Source organism: Qipengyuania sp. NPDC077410 (genome assembly GCF_044543405.1).
GTDB classification, from domain to species: domain Bacteria; phylum Pseudomonadota; class Alphaproteobacteria; order Sphingomonadales; family Sphingomonadaceae; genus Qipengyuania; species Qipengyuania pacifica.
Genome location: NZ_JBITWB010000002.1, coordinates 979684 through 994825 on the forward strand (window position 1 = coordinate 979684; position 15142 = coordinate 994825).

The window sequence follows — 15142 nt, forward strand, 5'->3', positions numbered from 1 at the left end:
AACATAGGTAGCAGCCGAGTACCATCGGGAAGGGCGACGTGTTGGAATATCGATGGTAAAGGCGCATTTTTCCAAACGCATCGGCAAGTTCACCGGTGACCGCCGGGTTCTGGTATTCCTGATCTTGGCCAGCCTGCTGATAGCTGGCCGCGTGTGGCTAGCCGAACATCCCGAGCATGACCCCTGGGCGCCACTGGACCTACGCGATCCTGTGGGGTGGGCGACGGAAGCCAAGTTGCAATCTCTGCGTGAGGATGTGGCCGAATGCCGGGGCGTTCTCGACCGAAGCGATGTGGTCCATGAAATACTCGAGCCGGCGGGCGAAGGTGCTTGCAGGCGGGAAGACCGTACCGTCCTTACCGGGCTCCCGTTGTCGCCGAATAGTCCGCCTGTGACATGTTCGGCATCGATTGCGCTGCTGTTGTGGGAACGCGAGGCAGTGGCACCGCTAGCCGAAGAAATCTTCGGTTCGGAAATTCAGCGTATAGAGCATCTTGGAGCGTATTCCTGCCGCCGTCTCTACGGGCGTGATTCCGGTCCTTGGAGTGAACACGCGACTGCCAACGCGATAGATATTGCGGGGTTCGTCCTTGCGGATGGCACGCGGATCAGCGTGCTGAACGACTGGTCGGGAGAAAGCGATAAAGCCCAATTCCTGCGAAGGGTGCGCGATGATGCCTGCGACAGTTTTTCGACTGTCCTGTCACCCGATTACAACGCGGCCCATGCCGATCATTTCCATCTCGACATGAGCCCTCGCTGGCGCAGCGTCTGCCGATAGGTCGCTACGCTTCCAGCGAGTAACCTGCGCTGCGGACGGTACGAACCGGATCCTTTGCGCCTTCGATCTCGATCGCCTTGCGCAAACGGCGAATATGTACGTCGACCGTTCGCAGTTCGATTTCGCTTTCGGTACCCCACACGCCGTCGAGCAATTGCCCACGGCTGAAGACCCGACCCGGGCTTTCCATGAAGAATTTCAGCAGCCGGTATTCGGTCGGTCCGAGTTGCAGCGTGCGGCCACGGCGGGTGACCTTGTGCGCTACGGGATCGAGCAGGATATCGCCGACTTCGATGCTTTCCCCCGCCAGGGCAGGGCGGATGCGCCGCATGACAGCGGCAACCCGCGCGAGAAGTTCGCGTGGCGAAAAGGGTTTGGTGAGGTAATCGTCCGCGCCGGTATCGAGACCGCGGATACGATCATCCTCTGCCTCGCGCGCGGTAAGCATGATGATCGGAACATGCGCGGTATCCTTGTCCCGCCGCAAGCGGCGGCAGACTTCGATCCCGCTGGTACCTTCGATCATCCAGTCCAGGATAACCAGGTCCGGCACGTCTTCCGATGCGAGAAGCAGGGCTTCATCGCCATCCGACGTCGTGCGTACGTTGTAGCCTTCATTGGTGAAGCGATATTCGAGCAGTTCGGAGAGGGCCGGATCGTCCTCTACCAGCAATAGTTTGGCCGCGTGCAAATCCTTGCCTTTCCGGGAGTTCTCTATCTCGGTCGGCATGGCTTTATGACCTTTGAACTACAGTTTTGTGTCAACTGTCCTCGTCGGGCGGATAGTTTCCGGTTGCGGCGAAATGCACCATTTCAGCAACATTCGTAGCATGATCGCCCACACGTTCGAGATTGCGCGCGATGAAGAGCATCTGCGCCGCGCTCGAGATCGTGGAAGGGTTTTCCACCATGTGACTGACGAGGTTGCGGAAAATCGAGTTGTAGAAAGCGTCGACCTTCTCATCCGTCGCGATGACTTCGCGGGCAAGTTCGGCATCGCGTGCGGCATAGGCGGTCAACACATCGTGAACCATTTCCGCGGCGACTTCGGCCATCGCGGGGAGCAGCGTGAGCGGTTCGAACTGCTTGCGGTTGGGGCCGATCTGCTTGCTCGCCTTGGCGATGTTCTTCGAATAATCGCCGATCCGTTCGACGACGCCGGCAATCTTGAGAGCGGCGATCACTTCGCGCAGATCGTCGGCCATTGGCGCGCGGAGGGCGATGATACGGACCGCGAGCTTGTCGATCTCGGTTTCGAGCGCGTCGATCTTCTTGTCGCCCTTGATGACCAGGTCGGCAAGTTCGTCGTCGCCCTTGACCAAGGCCTCGAGCGAACGCTCGACAGCCGCTTCGGCGAGCCCGCCCATTTCGGCGATAAGGCCGCGCAGCCGCGTAATATCTTCGTCGAAGGCCTTTACAGTGTGTTCTTGCATCGAATTCATGGCCTTATCCGTAGCGTCCAGTGATGTAATCCTGGGTGCGCTGTTCGTGCGGATTGGTAAATATGTCAGAAGTACGACCATATTCCACCATTTTTCCCAAGTGGAAGAAGGCGGTACGCTGACTGACACGTGCGGCTTGCTGCATGGAATGGGTAACGATCACGATGGCATAACGGCCATTGAGTTCGGCAATCAATTCCTCGATCTTGGCAGTCGCGATCGGATCGAGGGCCGAGCAGGGTTCGTCCATCAGGATCACTTCCGGATCAACCGCGATAGCGCGGGCGATACAAAGACGTTGTTGTTGCCCCCCTGACAGGGCGGTTCCGCTATCCTGAAGGCGATCCTTCACTTCTTCCCACAGGCCCGCGCGCCTGAGCGATTTTTCGACGATGGCATCGAGTTCGTCCTTGCCCTCGGCCAGGCCGTGGATCTTCGGGCCGTAGGCGATGTTTTCGTAGATCGATTTGGGGAATGGATTGGGTTTCTGGAAAACCATGCCCACCCGTGCGCGCAATTGCACCACATCCATGCCGGAGCGGTATATGTCCCGGCCATCCAGTTCGATCTCACCTTCGACGCGGGCCGAAGGGATCGTGTCGTTCATACGGTTGAGCGTGCGCAGGAAGGTCGACTTGCCGCAACCGGATGGACCGATGAACGCCGTCACATACTGGGTCGGAATATCGATCGAGACCTCGTCGATAGCCTTCTTGTCGCCATAGAAGACGGAAACCGCCTTGGCGCTCATCTTGGCTTCGGTCTTCTCGAGGTTGTCGTGGACTACGGTCACCAGGTTTTCTCGAATTTGTTACGCAGGTAGATGGCGAGCCCGTTCATGACGAGCAGGAACAACAATAATACGATGATTGCCGCACTCGTGCGTTCCACGAAGCCGCGGTCGATTTCGTCCGACCAGAGGAAAATCTGCATTGGCAAGACGGTTGCCGGCGATGTAAATCCATCGGGCGGGGTCGCGACGAAAGCGCGCATGCCGATCATCAGCAGTGGTGCCGTTTCGCCCAGAGCGCGGGCCATGCCGATAATGGTACCGGTAAGTATGCCGGGAAGGGCGAGCGGCAGGACATGGTGGAAGACCACCTGTACGGGCGATGCGCCGACGGCCAGCGCACCGTCGCGAATGCTGGGCGGTACGGCCTTGATCGCGTTGCGTCCGGCGATGACGATAACGGGCATCGTCATCAACGCCAGCGTCATGCCGCCGATGATCGGCGCGGATCGCAGGTTCGGAAATAGGGTCAGAAATACGGCAAGGCCAAGCAGACCGAAGATGATCGATGGAACCGCCGCCAGATTGTTGATCGACAGTTCGATCACGTCCGTCCACCGGTTTTTGGGTGCATACTCTTCCAAGTAGAGCGCAGCGAGGACACCGATCGGGAAGGCCAGCGCAAGGGTGATGAGCATGGTCAGGATCGAGCCCTTCAGCGCGCCCCAGATACCCACCTGCTGTGGGTTGGTGGCGTCCGAACGGGTCAGGAACCCGGCATCGAACCGTTTTGCGATCTGCCCGCGTTCGGAAAGCTGCGCGGCCAGCGCCCGCATTTCAGGCGAACCTTCGCCCTGATAACCAGAAGCGAGACTCGCAGATGCCGGTAGCCAGAAACTTGCCTGGGTCTGCAGGACGGAAGGATTGCCGATGATTTCGTCGGCAACATCGCGCCAGGCCTGACCGCCAAGCTGAGAAGCCGCTTCTTCGCCGAGATTTTCCTGCGCGAAATACTGAACGACGTCGCGCAGCCCTTGCGCTTCGAGGGTTTGGATTGCGCCCGGTTGATCCATGGTTGCGGGATCTGCCGCGATGCCGGCCTGTGTGAAGTCGATCGGAACTTCGAGCTCGACGCGCTGGAAACCGCCGATGCCGTTGAGCGTCATCGTCCCGAGCAGGAACAGCAACACGGCGACCGAGAACAGGATCGCGCCAAGGCCAAATGCCTTGAAGCGACGTTCCGCAGCGTAGCGTTTCTTCAGGCGAGCTTCGAAAGCGGCCTGGCGCGTGGGATCGAGACGCTCAGTCATAAGCTTCGCGGTACCTCTTGACGACGCGGAGTGCGATAAAGTTGAGGCCCAAGGTGACCATGAACAGGACAAACCCTAGCGCAAAGGCGCTCAGAGTGGCGGGATGATCGAAACTTCCTTCGCCTGTAAGCATGGCCACGATCTGCACAGTGACCGTGGTCATCGATTCGAGTGGGTTGGCAGTGAGATTGGCGGCAGTCGATGCGGCCATCACCACGATCATCGTTTCACCGATCGCACGGCTGACAGCGAGCATGATACCGGCAACGATGCCGGGCAGGGCCGCGGGTACGAGGACGCGGCGGATGGTTTCGTTCGTCGTCGCCCCCATGGCGAGACTTCCGTCACGCATGGATTGGGGCACCGCGGCAATGCTGTCGTCAGCCATGGACGAAACGAAGGGAATGATCATCACGCCCATCACCAGGCCTGCGGCAAGCGCACTTTCGCTGGACGGGTTCGTCGCGCCTAGAGAGATGGCGATGTTGCGGATGGCCGGAGCAATGGTCAGCGCGGCGAAATAACCGTAAACCACGGTCGGCACACCGGCGAGGATTTCAAGCGCAGGCTTGATCCATTTGCGCAGGGCCGGGTCGGCATATTGCGTCAGATAGATCGCGCTCATCAAGCCGAGGGGGATGGCCACGATCATTGCGATGATCGCGCCGATGAACAACGTCCCCCAGAAGAGGGGCACCGCGCCGTAGCGACTGCTGTCGGGGTTGGCGGCATTGGCCATGGGGTCTGGGCCCCAGTGCGTACCGAACAGAAAATCGATCGGCGAGACCATCCCGAAGAAGCGGATGGTTTCGAATATCAGGCTGGCGAGAATGCCGAGCGTGGTGAGGATCGCGACCAACGAAGCGCCCAACAGGATCGCCATCACGATTCTCTCGACCTTCGAACGGGCCGCAAAATCGGGCTTGAGGCGCAGGAATGCCCAGACGCCCCCCAGGAACGCGATCAGCAGTGTTACGACGACGCCGATCAGATTATAGTGGGACAAGGCATCGCGAAACGGTTCGACCAGACCGGCGGCCTGCGGATTGAACACGCCGGGTGCTGCACCGGTAGCCACGGCCCGCGCTTCGTTGAGGATCGTCTGGCGCTGGAACCCGAAGGAAGGAAGCTCCGCCGCTGCGGGGCTGGCGAGCACGGACTGGCTGACCAGACCGGGCGCGATCGCGCTCCACAAGGCAACGAATGCCAGAACCGGTAGAACCACCCACAGGGCGACATACCAGGCATGATAGTTCGGGAGGCTGGCAATGCGGCCATCGGCGCTGGACCGGCGGAAGGTCCACGCACGCGCACGGGCCGCCAGCCATCCGGCAAGCCCGAGCCCGAGGGCCAGGAGAAGCAGAATGGCGGGCGACATAAGTGTATTCAGACCTTACTTGAGCTGCGCGCCGTCGAGCGTGGTGAACTCTGTGGCTGCTTTCTGGTTGGCCGCCATAACGTCGTCAGGCGAGGCGACAAGACCAATCTTGGCCAGATCGCCATCCTTTGCCCACATCTTCGTCCACTCGGCGAGATATTGCTTCAGGCCAGGAATCGCATCGAGATGCGCTTTCTTGACGTAGACATACAGCGGGCGGGCGCCCGGATATTCGAAGCTCGAGATGTTTTCGTACGTCGGGGCTACGCCGTTCATGTGGAGGCCCTGAACCTTGTTCGAATTTTCTTCGAGGTAGCTGTAGCCGAAGATCCCGACGGCATTGGGATTGCCTTCGATCTTCTGGACGATCAGGTTGTCCTGCTCGCCCTGATCGACATATGCGCCGTCCGACCGGACTTCGGTGCAGAGCTGGCCGAAACGATCCTTGTCGGTTTCCTTCAGCGCTTCCATGTTCGGATCGGTTTCACAGCCTGCTTCCAAAACCAGTTCTTTCAGCGCGTCGCGTGTGCCGGAGGTGGAAGGCGGGCCGTACACCAGGATCGGCAGGTCCGGCAGCGAGGGATCCACATCGGACCAGGTCTTGGCGGTTTGCGGTTTGCCATAGGGCGACGCTGCCAGAGCTTCGTAAACGATTTTCGGTGTCAGGTTCATGGTGATGCCGTTCTTCGCCGAAGCGAAGGCGATGCCGTCGAGGCCCACCTGAACTTCGATGATGTCGGTCACACCATTGGCCTGACAACCTGCGAATTCGCTGGCTTTCATGCGGCGCGAAGCATGTGTCATGTCCGGGGTGCTGGCCCCCAGACCTGCGCAGAAGAGCTTCATGCCACCACCAGTCCCGGTCGCTTCGATAATCGGCGAACGGAAATCGGGGTGCGTACGAACGAAGGATTCCGATACCGCCTTGGCGAAGGGGAAGACCGTCGAAGAACCGACTGCACGAATGGAATCGCGCGAGCCGCCATCGGCGCCGCCACAGGCAGCAAGAGCAACGGCGGATACGGCAGCGAAGATGAAAGATTTTGTCTTGGTCATGGGATGCCCTCGGGGATTGATAGCTAGCTGCGCCAAAGCGCTTCTATATTACATGGTTGCGACAGATATTTGACTTGGACCGTGCCCTGCGATCAGAAATCGACCTGGGCACGCACGCCGAGGACGTCGACATCGTAATTGGTGTCACCGTCGACAGCGGGAATAGCGGCATCGGTGTAGTGGAGACGTCCGTAGTTCACGAGCAAAAGGGTATAGGCTGTCGGCTTCCAGATCAGCGATGCGAAATATCCGGCCTGCTTGCCGCCGAGTATGCCGGCATCGTTCAGATCCAGGTGGTCGTAGCGAACGTTGAACTGGACCGAGCCGATTCCGCCTTTGCCCAGCGGCGCATTGGGTTTGACGCGATCGAATTTGCCTTTTTTGTAGGTCCGCGAATCCTTCGTCAGGAACACACCCGCTTCGACGGAACCGCCGAAGAATCCGGGATCGTTCGCAGTGCTGGTGACATCGACAAATTGCCAGTAACCCTCTGCGGCGGCGTGAAAGCGTCCCCGGACCACCGCTGTCTCCACACCCAAACTGGTCTCGCTCTGTGCAGCGATCCTGCGCGTGTCGAGGAAGCGCTTTTCCGTAAAATGGACAAGTGGGCGCTGACGATATCTGACCGTCGCGTCGGGCTGGCCAAGATCGTTGTAATGAAACGATCCGCCGATATGCCATTGGGTCGCACCTGTCTTGGGCATGTAGACCGCGCGGATATCGACGCCGCGGTTATCGTCGGCCGTATCTTCGATGTTGTCGGTGAAGAACCCGCCTTGAATGAGCAGGGCATCCTTCGAATAGGTGGCCGAAACGCCAAGTTTGCGCCGCAGATCGAAGGCGTCGGTGAAGGCGGCCCGTTCGATAAAAGACGTGTGCAGGCTGCTGGTCAGTTCTTCGAGAGACTGGAAGCTGTTGTGTTGACCGACGATAATTTCCACCGGGCCGGTCGTGTAAGAAAGGTCGGCGTCGAAGACTTCGCCTATCTTGTTCACGAAGCCCAGTTCCACCTTATAGCCGAACCCGCCGGGGATATCCCCCGCTGCACCCAGACGTGCACGACGGACCTCGTGAGCGAACCCGTCGTCCACGCCAGTCGATGCGGGGGCATCTATGAAACCGCCATCGAGCATCAGCCGTCCATGCGGTTCGAAGCTCCAGCCGTTATCCTTGCTCTTGCCGGTAGGGGCCGGTGCGCCCTGCGTTTCATACGCCGCGTTCTGCGTCACCTTGATCTTGCCGACCGGCATTTTGGTCCGAGACTTCGTAATCGCAAGTTGAGGACGCGCAGCCGCGACCTTGACGGTCGAAACGGAATTGTTCTGCGCGTAAGCCGGGCTCGCCAGGAATAGGGCGAACAAGCTAGCCGGCAATATCACTCGGTTGAGAACAGCCATTGGTGCAGCTCTTTTTCGGACGGAAGATTACGATCTAGCGACGCCCCTATGACCGGGAAATTACACTTCTGTGACACATGCCAATCGAAATGAGTGTCCACTGAAAACGCGCGATCAATCGATCACTCGGCCGTGTCATCTTTCTCAAGCGGCAGAACTACCGTAACCCGCGTACCTTCGCCAAGCGTGCTGTCGATATCCAGCCGTCCGCGATGCCGTTCGACGATGTGCTTCACGATCGCGAGACCAAGCCCTGTTCCCCCGGACGCGCGGCTGCGGCCGGGATCGGTGCGATAGAACCGCCGGGTAAGGTGAGGGATATGTTCTGCAGCGATGCCTTCTCCGCGATCAGTGACCGTCAAGCGGACCCGATTTTCGCCCTGTGGATGCAGGCGGACGGCTAGAGGTTGATCCGATGCGCCGTATTTGAATCCATTATCGACGAGATTGCGAACAAGCTGTTCGAGTTGTTGCCGGTCGCCACGGACCGGGAACGCTCCGGTTGATTCGAAATCGAGCAGACCCGATCGTTCGCCATTGGCTGCATCGCTGGCCGCACGTTCCGCCAGTTTCGATAGTTCGAGCGTATCGCTGGGCAGGTCGTGCTTCTCAGCCTCGATTCGCGACAGGGACATAAGGTCGCTGACGAGATCCTGCAGACGCTTCGCCTCGCGCTGGATCGTACCGAGAAACTTGTCGGCCATTTTCGGTTCAAGGCTTTCGACGTCTTCGCGCAATGTTTCGACGTAACCGATAATCGAAGCCAATGGCGTCCGCAGCTCGTGGCTGGCATTGGCGACGAAATCCGTGTGCGCCCGCGAAATATCCGCTTCGGCCGTCTTGTTCACGAACTCGATAACGGCCAGCCCACCGGGCAGGGTCTTGCGATTGATCCGCCAGATATCGGTACGGCGATTGAGACCGCGGACAACTGCCCCGCCTTCGCTATCGCGCGCGAGCAATCGGATTGCTTCGGGCTGGCGCAGAGCCATTCGTACATCCTGCCCGACGATATGGCTGCCGAGCAGGGTGCGCGCCGAAAGGTTTGCAATGATGACCCGGTCTCGTTCGGTGATGACCACCGGCGTTTCGGAATGTTCGAAGAGGTCTGCCATGTTGTCGCGCGTAAAGGCCGGGCCGGCAGGGGCAGCCTTTGCTTCGGGGGGGCGGGCAGCCACGAGATAGAGAGAACCAACCCATACCAGCAGGACGAGCCCGACGTAGATCAGATCTACGCCGAGAGTCGCGAGAATGATGCAGGCGACGAACGCCAGCACAAATCCTGACCAGGGGAAGCTCGGCTCGCTCATCGCGGTCGCGGCTTAGCGGGCCGCGACGATGTGCGCCACCTGCTTTGTTTCCAAGATTGTGGAAGTGGTGACCCGTACGGGAATCGAACCCGTGTTTCAGCCGTGAAAGGGCCGCGTCCTAACCGCTAGACGAACGGGCCACAGGAGTGGCGCTTTTCGCGGATTGCAGAAGCAATACCACCACCGTGGTGACCCGTACGGGAATCGAACCCGTGTTTCAGCCGTGAAAGGGCCGCGTCCTAACCGCTAGACGAACGGGCCACGCCCGCTCGGCGGGTCGGTGGCGTGGCGGGGCAATTAGGCGCGGGGGTGCGGGTCGTCAACCCTGGAATGCACGCAATATTATCGATCCGCCCAAGCAGCGTCTTCAAGGTGAAGCTCCGCCTGGGGACGGCTGCCCCAATCGTCGATCTTCACACGCCCGGCGAGCCACAGTTTGCGCCCCTTCGATGCGTGCAGCAGGGCCTGGCCCATTTCGCTCTCTGCGGCACGGAAGGCGATTCCCTTGAAGCTCTTTCCATCGTCGCCAGCAGCGATCAGCCGGACGTGATCGGTGCCGACAATATCGCATTTGACCAGCCGCACCGGGCCTACGGCAATGCGCGGTCCGGGCCAGCCCACCCCGTAAGGGCCGGCTTCTTCGAGTGAATTGACCAGTTCCGGTGTCAGGCCGCCAGGCGCCACCGAAAGATCGAGCGCCATTTCGCGGCTCGCCGTGGCCCGCGCAACCTGTCCTTCCAGAGTGGAATCGAGCCAGTCTGCAAATCGTTCGATCTGGTCGCTATCGACAGTCAAGCCCGCCGCCATGGCATGCCCTCCGCCTGCAACGAGCATCCCTTCGCTTCGTGCGCGGATGATCGCTGCACCCAGATCCACTCCGGTAATCGAGCGTCCCGACCCTTTGCCGGTTTGCCCGTCGAGAGCGATCACAAGCGCTGGCTTGCCGGTCTTTTCCTTGATGCGACCAGCCACGATACCGATGACGCCCGGATGCCACCCTTCGCCCGCAACAAGATGGACGGCACGATTGTGCTGGGCGGCTAGCTGTTCTTCGGCAGCTTCCTGAACAGCCGCCTCGATCGCGCGGCGTTCATCGTTCAGGGCCGAAAGCTGAGCAGCAATTTCCCGCGCCTCGTCGGGATCGCGCGTCGTCAGCAGCCGAACGCCCAATGTCGATTCGCCGACCCGTCCGCCAGCATTGATTCTGGGACCAAGTGCGAAGCCGAGATCGGAACAGGCCGGGGCGCGCTTGAGCCGACTGGCATCGATCAACGCGGCCATGCCGATGTTGTCGCGCTTCGCCATGACTTTCAGGCCTTGCGCCACGAACGCGCGATTGAGGCCGTGCAGAGCCGCTACGTCAGCCACAGTGCCTAGCGCCACCACATCCAGGAGCGCCAGCAGGTCTGGCTCCTTGCGATTTTCGAAGTAGCTGCGGTTCCGCAATGTCCGCACTACGGCGATGGCGAGCAGGAACGCGACACCGACTGCGGCCAGATGGCCATGGGATGCAGCCTCGTCTTCCTCATCGAGCCGGTTCGGATTGACCAGCGCAACCGTTTTGGGGAGGTCGGGAGAGCATTTGTGATGATCGACGACGATTACATCGATGCCTGCATCATGCGCCATGCCCAGCGCCTCATGCGCCATCGCGCCGCAATCGACTGTGACGATCAGGCTCGAACCTTCCTCGCCCAGTTTGACCAGCGCCTCGCCCGATGGGCCGTATCCTTCGAGCAGTCGATCCGGAATATAATAGCCGGCCTCCACGCCGAGATCGCGCAACAGCCGGATCAGCAGCGCGGAACTGGTCGCGCCATCGACATCGTAATCGCCGTAGATAGTGATCTTTTCGCCGGAAAGGACAGCCTGTCCGATCCGGTCCGCCGCGGTGTCCATATCGCGAAAAAGCGATGGGTCGGGCAGGAAGTTGCGTAATGTGGGGGTCAGGTGGCGGTCGATATCCTGCGGTGCGACCCCGCGCGACAACAGGAGCTGTCGCACGATATTATCGCCGAGCGAAGGGGCGTTGCCGAGTTCCATATTGCCGCCTCGCCAGCACCAGGCGCGCCCCGTGAGGGAAGTGGATACACCGAATACGTTGGAAAGGGCCTGTGATGGCATGGCCCGGCAATACTCTGTCGGCCGACGATGCGAAAGGTGCATGCATTGACAATCTACAGGCGCTGGCGATGCTGTGCGAATGTCTACCGGATCCCTCCTCATCGTCTGGCACAGCCGGACCGGCACCAGCGAACAACTGGCCAGAGCGGCTGCCGACGGTGCGGGCGAGGGGGGCGTGCTGCTGCGCGCAGAAGATTGCGCCCCTGCAAACCTGCTGTCTGCCGGCGGATATCTGTTTTGTTGTCCTGAAAATCTCGCCAGCATGAGCGGCATGATGAAAGAGATGTTCGATCGCTGCTATTATCCCGTTTTGGGGCAGATCGAAGGGCGACCCTATGCAACCATCATCGCCGCCGGGTCGGATGGCGAAGGGGCGCAGCGCCAGATCGACCGTATCGCAACCGGATGGCGGCTGAAACGTGCGACCGAGGCCTGGATCGTAAATACCGACGCGCAGGAACCGGAGGAAATTCTGGCCGAAAAGACTGTTGTCCAAAGCGACATCCAGCAGGCGAGGCAATTGGGCGAAGCGATGGCGGAAGGCCTCGCCCAGGGTATTTTCTGACAATTTATCGAACGGGGATCGAGCGGTGAAAGAAGCGTCTTACGACGAAGCGGGACAATCGACCCTGCCGGGTCTCCTGCTGCTGCTCGATCCGGGCGGTCGGCCCGATCGTGACGCCCTGCATAGAATGATAGCGGATATACCGCGTGCCGATGTGAGCATTCCCCGCATATTGAATGCCTCGGGAATTGTGGAAGTCATCGTCGATGGCCTGACATTCGATATCCATGGCCTCGCATCGGATGCTCCGATTTCTCCTCCACGCATCCACTATGCATTCGATTGTCGCGTTGAAGATCTGTCGGGTTGTGATGCGATGAGCCTTTATCCAGCGCCGCATCTGGCAGGCGGCGCAAATGCCTTGCCCGTCATCCGCACGATGCTGAGTCTCGGCGTAAAGCTTGCGGAACGCATCGACGGGGTGCGCGCCGTGTGCTGGACGCCCGCCAGAACTGCGATTGCAGCATCGACGTTCATTGATGCGGTCAATGCTTGGCTGGCCGGCGGGCAAATTCCAGCGCCCGGCCTGTTCGGGCTTTACAGCGATGCGGACGGTACGTGGAGAACCGACGGACTGGCATTCCTGTTCGGCAGGGAGCTCGTCATCGACAAAGATCTTTGCAATGACGAAGCCGCTGCCATGCGTATGGCAGCGAGCATCGCCCACGATCTGGCAGGCTACGGCGCCCCCGATGTTGCGGAAGACCGCTGGCTGGAGGATGGCTGCCTAATCCGACTTGAACCGGATGATCGGACGGCAACCATTGGCGTCCGACCAGCACTCAAATCTGCCGAACTGGCAAATGCGGCGCGCGCCCGTTAGCCGATAGTTTTCGCCAGTTCCGTCTTGGCCGCCTGATACTCGCGTTCAAGCCGGGAGACGGTTTCTTCGACCGGCGCACTTTTCGTGACCGTTCCGATGCCCTGACCCGAACCCCATATGTCTTTCCAGGCCTTGGCCTTGGTATTGCCGCCGCTGCCGAAGTTCATCTTGCTCGGATCGCTGACCGGGAGATTTTCCGGATCGAGGCCGGCGCCTTCGATGCTCGAGCGCAGATAGTTTCCATGCACACCGGTAAACAGGTTCGTATAAACGATGCCGTCGGCGCGACCTTCGACAATCGCCTGCTTGTAGCGTTCGTCGGCATTGGCTTCGGTGGCGGCAATCCAGGGCGATCCGATATAAGCGAAGTTCGCGCCCAGCGCCTGGGCCGCTAGGATCGAGCGCCCATGCGCGATCGAGCCAGACAGGGCCACCAGCCCGTCGAACCATTCGCGGATTTCCTGCATCAGCGCGAACGGGCTGAGGACACCTGCATGGCCGCCTGCGCCCGCTGCCACGGGGATGAGGCCGCTGGCACCCTTTTCGATAGCCTTGCGCGCAAACCGGTCGTTGATGACGTCGTGCATGGAAATGCCGCCCCAGCCTTTGACGGCGCTGAACACCTCTTCGCGCGCGCCGAGCGAGGTGATGACCAAAGGTACCTGCCATTTCGCGCAAGTCGCCATGTCCGCTTCGAGCCGGTCGTTCGACTTGTGCACGATCTGGTTGACGGCATAGGGCGCCGCCGGACGATCGGGATTGTCGCGATTATGTGCGGCCAGTTCTTCGGTGATCTGATGCAGCCATTCGTCGACCTGGGTTTGCGGGCGCGCATTGAGCGCGGGGAAAGACCCGATGATCCCCGCCTTGCACTGCGCGATGACCAGTTCCGGACCCGATACGATGAAGAGCGGCGAGCCGATGACCGGCAGGCGCAGCTTGTCGAAGGGGGCGGGCAGGGTCATGGCGGTAGGTCCTCTCTCGTGTGATCGAGGAGGGGTTATGGCGGCTTCGTCCCGTTGTCGAGGGTGACGTTACGTAAACGTCAAGCGGCGGGAAGAATGTGCTCGATATCGTAAATGCGCGCGGCATTGCCTGCAAACAACGCACGCTTTTCCTCGGCGCTGTACCCTTGCGCAAGCCGTTTGAATGCATTCCACAATACCGGATAACTCGCGCCCCACCGGTCGACGGGATAATTCGATTCGAACATCGCCCGGTCTGTGCCGAAAGCGTCGATGCATGTCTCGATATAAGGCTGCCACATGGTGGCGAGTTTTTCTGACCCATCGCCTGCTGCAGGTCCGTCTTCGGGCATGCCGCAAAACGCCATGGCAAGACCGCCCAACTTTACCGCGACATTCGGGCATTCGCCAATCGCGTTGATCGATGCGCGCCACGTATCGAAGCGTTCGTCCAGCTTGCCGCGATAGCTGGCAATGTTGAGCGGCGTACCGCAATGGTCGAGAACGATCTGCTGATCGGGAAACGCTCTTGCCAGCTCCAGCACATCGCCGAGCTGCGGCTCGAGCAGCCAGGCATCGAAAGTCAGTCCGTGCTCGGCATAAGCGGCAAAGCCGGCGCGAAAGGCATCCGATCCGTAAAGACCTTCCGGAGCGTGAAACGGAGGTCCGAGGACCTCTGCATCGGCATCCCAGGCGCCTGCATGGCGGATCCCCTTGAACCTCCCGTTGCCGGCTGCAACCAGCGCTTCGATCACCGGATTGACAGCTTCGCCCAGTGTAAGGTCGGCATGTCCGATGATCGCGGCACAGGGCCGGTAATCGCCGTACAGCCCGCTCGCGCCCTGTGCCGCCACGCCGTTCACGAATTCGACTTCGCCCACGGGTTTCATCGCGTCGCCGCGACTTGCATCGTAAAAGGCACCGCATTCCATGAACACGGTGCCGATGATGTTATGGCCGCTATGCGTGTCCGAATGCAGTTCGTCGAAGGTGTAGTAAGCTGCCCCGGCGATGGCATCGATGAAATCGTGTCGCGGTTCGGGGAAGGCCGGGATCAGGGGCCGCAAATCCCATAAATGGTGATGCGGATCGATGATCGGCAGATCGGGTTCAAGAATGTCTTCGGTCATCGTCAGCCTCTTCCCTTTTGTTCTTTGCAGCGATGTAAACCTGAAGAGGCACGGCCCTGACAAGCGAAATTGGCGAGTCCGTCCAATTGGTTCGCCCATTGGTTCGACGCCGCAGTGAGGATCGCGGCCGA

14 protein-coding genes and 2 tRNA genes are annotated in these 15142 nt (G+C 60.2%); 3 read left to right on the top strand and 13 right to left on the bottom strand.

The annotated features are described in order from the left end of the window. Positions 1–52: 52 nt before the first annotated feature. Positions 53–781 carry an extensin family protein gene (locus ACIGGE_RS12715; RefSeq protein ID WP_397490633.1) on the top strand — a complete coding sequence of 243 codons (729 nt, stop codon included), beginning with the start codon at positions 53–55 and terminating at the stop codon, positions 779–781. Positions 782–785: 4 nt separating this feature from the next. Here the strand turns inward: ACIGGE_RS12715 and phoB are convergent, their stop codons facing one another. The 11 genes from phoB to recJ form a co-directional block, all read right to left on the bottom strand. Continuing rightward, a complete protein-coding gene (phoB, locus tag ACIGGE_RS12720) occupies positions 786–1472 on the bottom strand; it encodes a phosphate regulon transcriptional regulator PhoB (protein ID WP_103023483.1) in 687 nt (228 codons plus the stop codon). Between the two features lie 70 nt (positions 1473–1542). Then, positions 1543–2214, bottom strand: a complete 672-nt coding sequence (gene phoU / locus ACIGGE_RS12725) for a phosphate signaling complex protein PhoU (protein ID WP_103023361.1) — start codon at positions 2212–2214, stop codon at positions 1543–1545. Positions 2215–2227: 13 nt separating this feature from the next. Continuing rightward, positions 2228–2974 carry a phosphate ABC transporter ATP-binding protein PstB gene (pstB, locus tag ACIGGE_RS12730; RefSeq protein WP_221598073.1) on the bottom strand — a complete coding sequence of 249 codons (747 nt, stop codon included), beginning with the start codon at positions 2972–2974 and terminating at the stop codon, positions 2228–2230. 38 nt (positions 2975–3012) lie between these two features. Beyond that, positions 3013–4263 carry a phosphate ABC transporter permease PstA gene (pstA, locus tag ACIGGE_RS12735; protein ID WP_103023363.1) on the bottom strand — a complete coding sequence of 417 codons (1251 nt, stop codon included), beginning with the start codon at positions 4261–4263 and terminating at the stop codon, positions 3013–3015. Beyond that, positions 4256–5641 carry a phosphate ABC transporter permease subunit PstC gene (gene pstC, locus ACIGGE_RS12740; protein WP_301642740.1) on the bottom strand — a complete coding sequence of 462 codons (1386 nt, stop codon included), beginning with the start codon at positions 5639–5641 and terminating at the stop codon, positions 4256–4258. The genes pstA and pstC overlap by 8 nt, the downstream gene beginning before the upstream one ends. Before the next feature lie 15 nt (positions 5642–5656). Next, entirely contained in the window at positions 5657–6697 is a 1041-nt protein-coding gene (locus ACIGGE_RS12745; RefSeq protein WP_375245569.1) for a substrate-binding domain-containing protein, read from the bottom strand. Positions 6698–6789: 92 nt separating this feature from the next. Beyond that, positions 6790–8094 carry an OprO/OprP family phosphate-selective porin gene (locus ACIGGE_RS12750; RefSeq protein ID WP_397490634.1) on the bottom strand — a complete coding sequence of 435 codons (1305 nt, stop codon included), beginning with the start codon at positions 8092–8094 and terminating at the stop codon, positions 6790–6792. 122 nt (positions 8095–8216) lie between these two features. After that, positions 8217–9404, bottom strand: a complete 1188-nt coding sequence (locus ACIGGE_RS12755; RefSeq protein ID WP_397490635.1) for a sensor histidine kinase — start codon at positions 9402–9404, stop codon at positions 8217–8219. 65 nt (positions 9405–9469) lie between these two features. Next, positions 9470–9544: transfer RNA gene (locus ACIGGE_RS12760), tRNA-Glu, on the bottom strand. A gap of 46 nt (positions 9545–9590) precedes the next feature. Continuing rightward, a tRNA-Glu gene (locus ACIGGE_RS12765) sits at positions 9591–9665 on the bottom strand. Between the two features lie 81 nt (positions 9666–9746). Further along, positions 9747–11528: a single-stranded-DNA-specific exonuclease RecJ gene (gene recJ, locus ACIGGE_RS12770; protein ID WP_397490636.1), complete on the bottom strand. Its 1782-nt coding sequence runs from the start codon at positions 11526–11528 to the stop codon at positions 9747–9749. 79 nt (positions 11529–11607) lie between these two features. Between recJ and ACIGGE_RS12775 the strand changes: the two genes are divergently transcribed. Then, positions 11608–12093, top strand: a complete 486-nt coding sequence (locus ACIGGE_RS12775; protein ID WP_397490637.1) for a flavodoxin family protein — start codon at positions 11608–11610, stop codon at positions 12091–12093. Positions 12094–12118: 25 nt separating this feature from the next. Next, positions 12119–12916 carry a hypothetical protein gene (locus ACIGGE_RS12780; protein ID WP_397490638.1) on the top strand — a complete coding sequence of 266 codons (798 nt, stop codon included), beginning with the start codon at positions 12119–12121 and terminating at the stop codon, positions 12914–12916. Here ACIGGE_RS12780 and ACIGGE_RS12785 read toward each other — a convergent pair. Further along, entirely contained in the window at positions 12913–13881 is a 969-nt protein-coding gene (locus ACIGGE_RS12785) for a nitronate monooxygenase family protein (protein ID WP_196846250.1), read from the bottom strand. The genes ACIGGE_RS12780 and ACIGGE_RS12785 overlap by 4 nt on opposite strands. Positions 13882–13961: 80 nt before the next feature. Further along, positions 13962–15011 carry an amidohydrolase family protein gene (locus ACIGGE_RS12790; protein ID WP_397490640.1) on the bottom strand — a complete coding sequence of 350 codons (1050 nt, stop codon included), beginning with the start codon at positions 15009–15011 and terminating at the stop codon, positions 13962–13964. Positions 15012–15142: the final 131 nt, after the last annotated feature.

Coding starts and splice junctions, on each gene's coding strand:
- ACIGGE_RS12745 (WP_375245569.1), bottom strand. CDS start 6,697: ATGACCAAGACAAAATCTTTCATCTTCGCTGCCGTATCCGCCGTTGCT.
- pstB (WP_221598073.1), bottom strand. CDS start 2,974: ATGAGCGCCAAGGCGGTTTCCGTCTTCTATGGCGACAAGAAGGCTATC.
- ACIGGE_RS12790 (WP_397490640.1), bottom strand. CDS start 15,011: ATGACCGAAGACATTCTTGAACCCGATCTGCCGATCATCGATCCGCAT.
- ACIGGE_RS12750 (WP_397490634.1), bottom strand. CDS start 8,094: ATGGCTGTTCTCAACCGAGTGATATTGCCGGCTAGCTTGTTCGCCCTA.
- phoU (WP_103023361.1), bottom strand. CDS start 2,214: ATGCAAGAACACACTGTAAAGGCCTTCGACGAAGATATTACGCGGCTG.
- ACIGGE_RS12785 (WP_196846250.1), bottom strand. CDS start 13,881: ATGACCCTGCCCGCCCCCTTCGACAAGCTGCGCCTGCCGGTCATCGGC.
- pstC (WP_301642740.1), bottom strand. CDS start 5,641: ATGTCGCCCGCCATTCTGCTTCTCCTGGCCCTCGGGCTCGGGCTTGCC.
- ACIGGE_RS12775 (WP_397490637.1), top strand. CDS start 11,608: ATGTCTACCGGATCCCTCCTCATCGTCTGGCACAGCCGGACCGGCACC.
- ACIGGE_RS12715 (WP_397490633.1), top strand. CDS start 53: ATGGTAAAGGCGCATTTTTCCAAACGCATCGGCAAGTTCACCGGTGAC.
- pstA (WP_103023363.1), bottom strand. CDS start 4,263: ATGACTGAGCGTCTCGATCCCACGCGCCAGGCCGCTTTCGAAGCTCGC.
- ACIGGE_RS12755 (WP_397490635.1), bottom strand. CDS start 9,404: ATGAGCGAGCCGAGCTTCCCCTGGTCAGGATTTGTGCTGGCGTTCGTC.
- recJ (WP_397490636.1), bottom strand. CDS start 11,528: ATGCCATCACAGGCCCTTTCCAACGTATTCGGTGTATCCACTTCCCTC.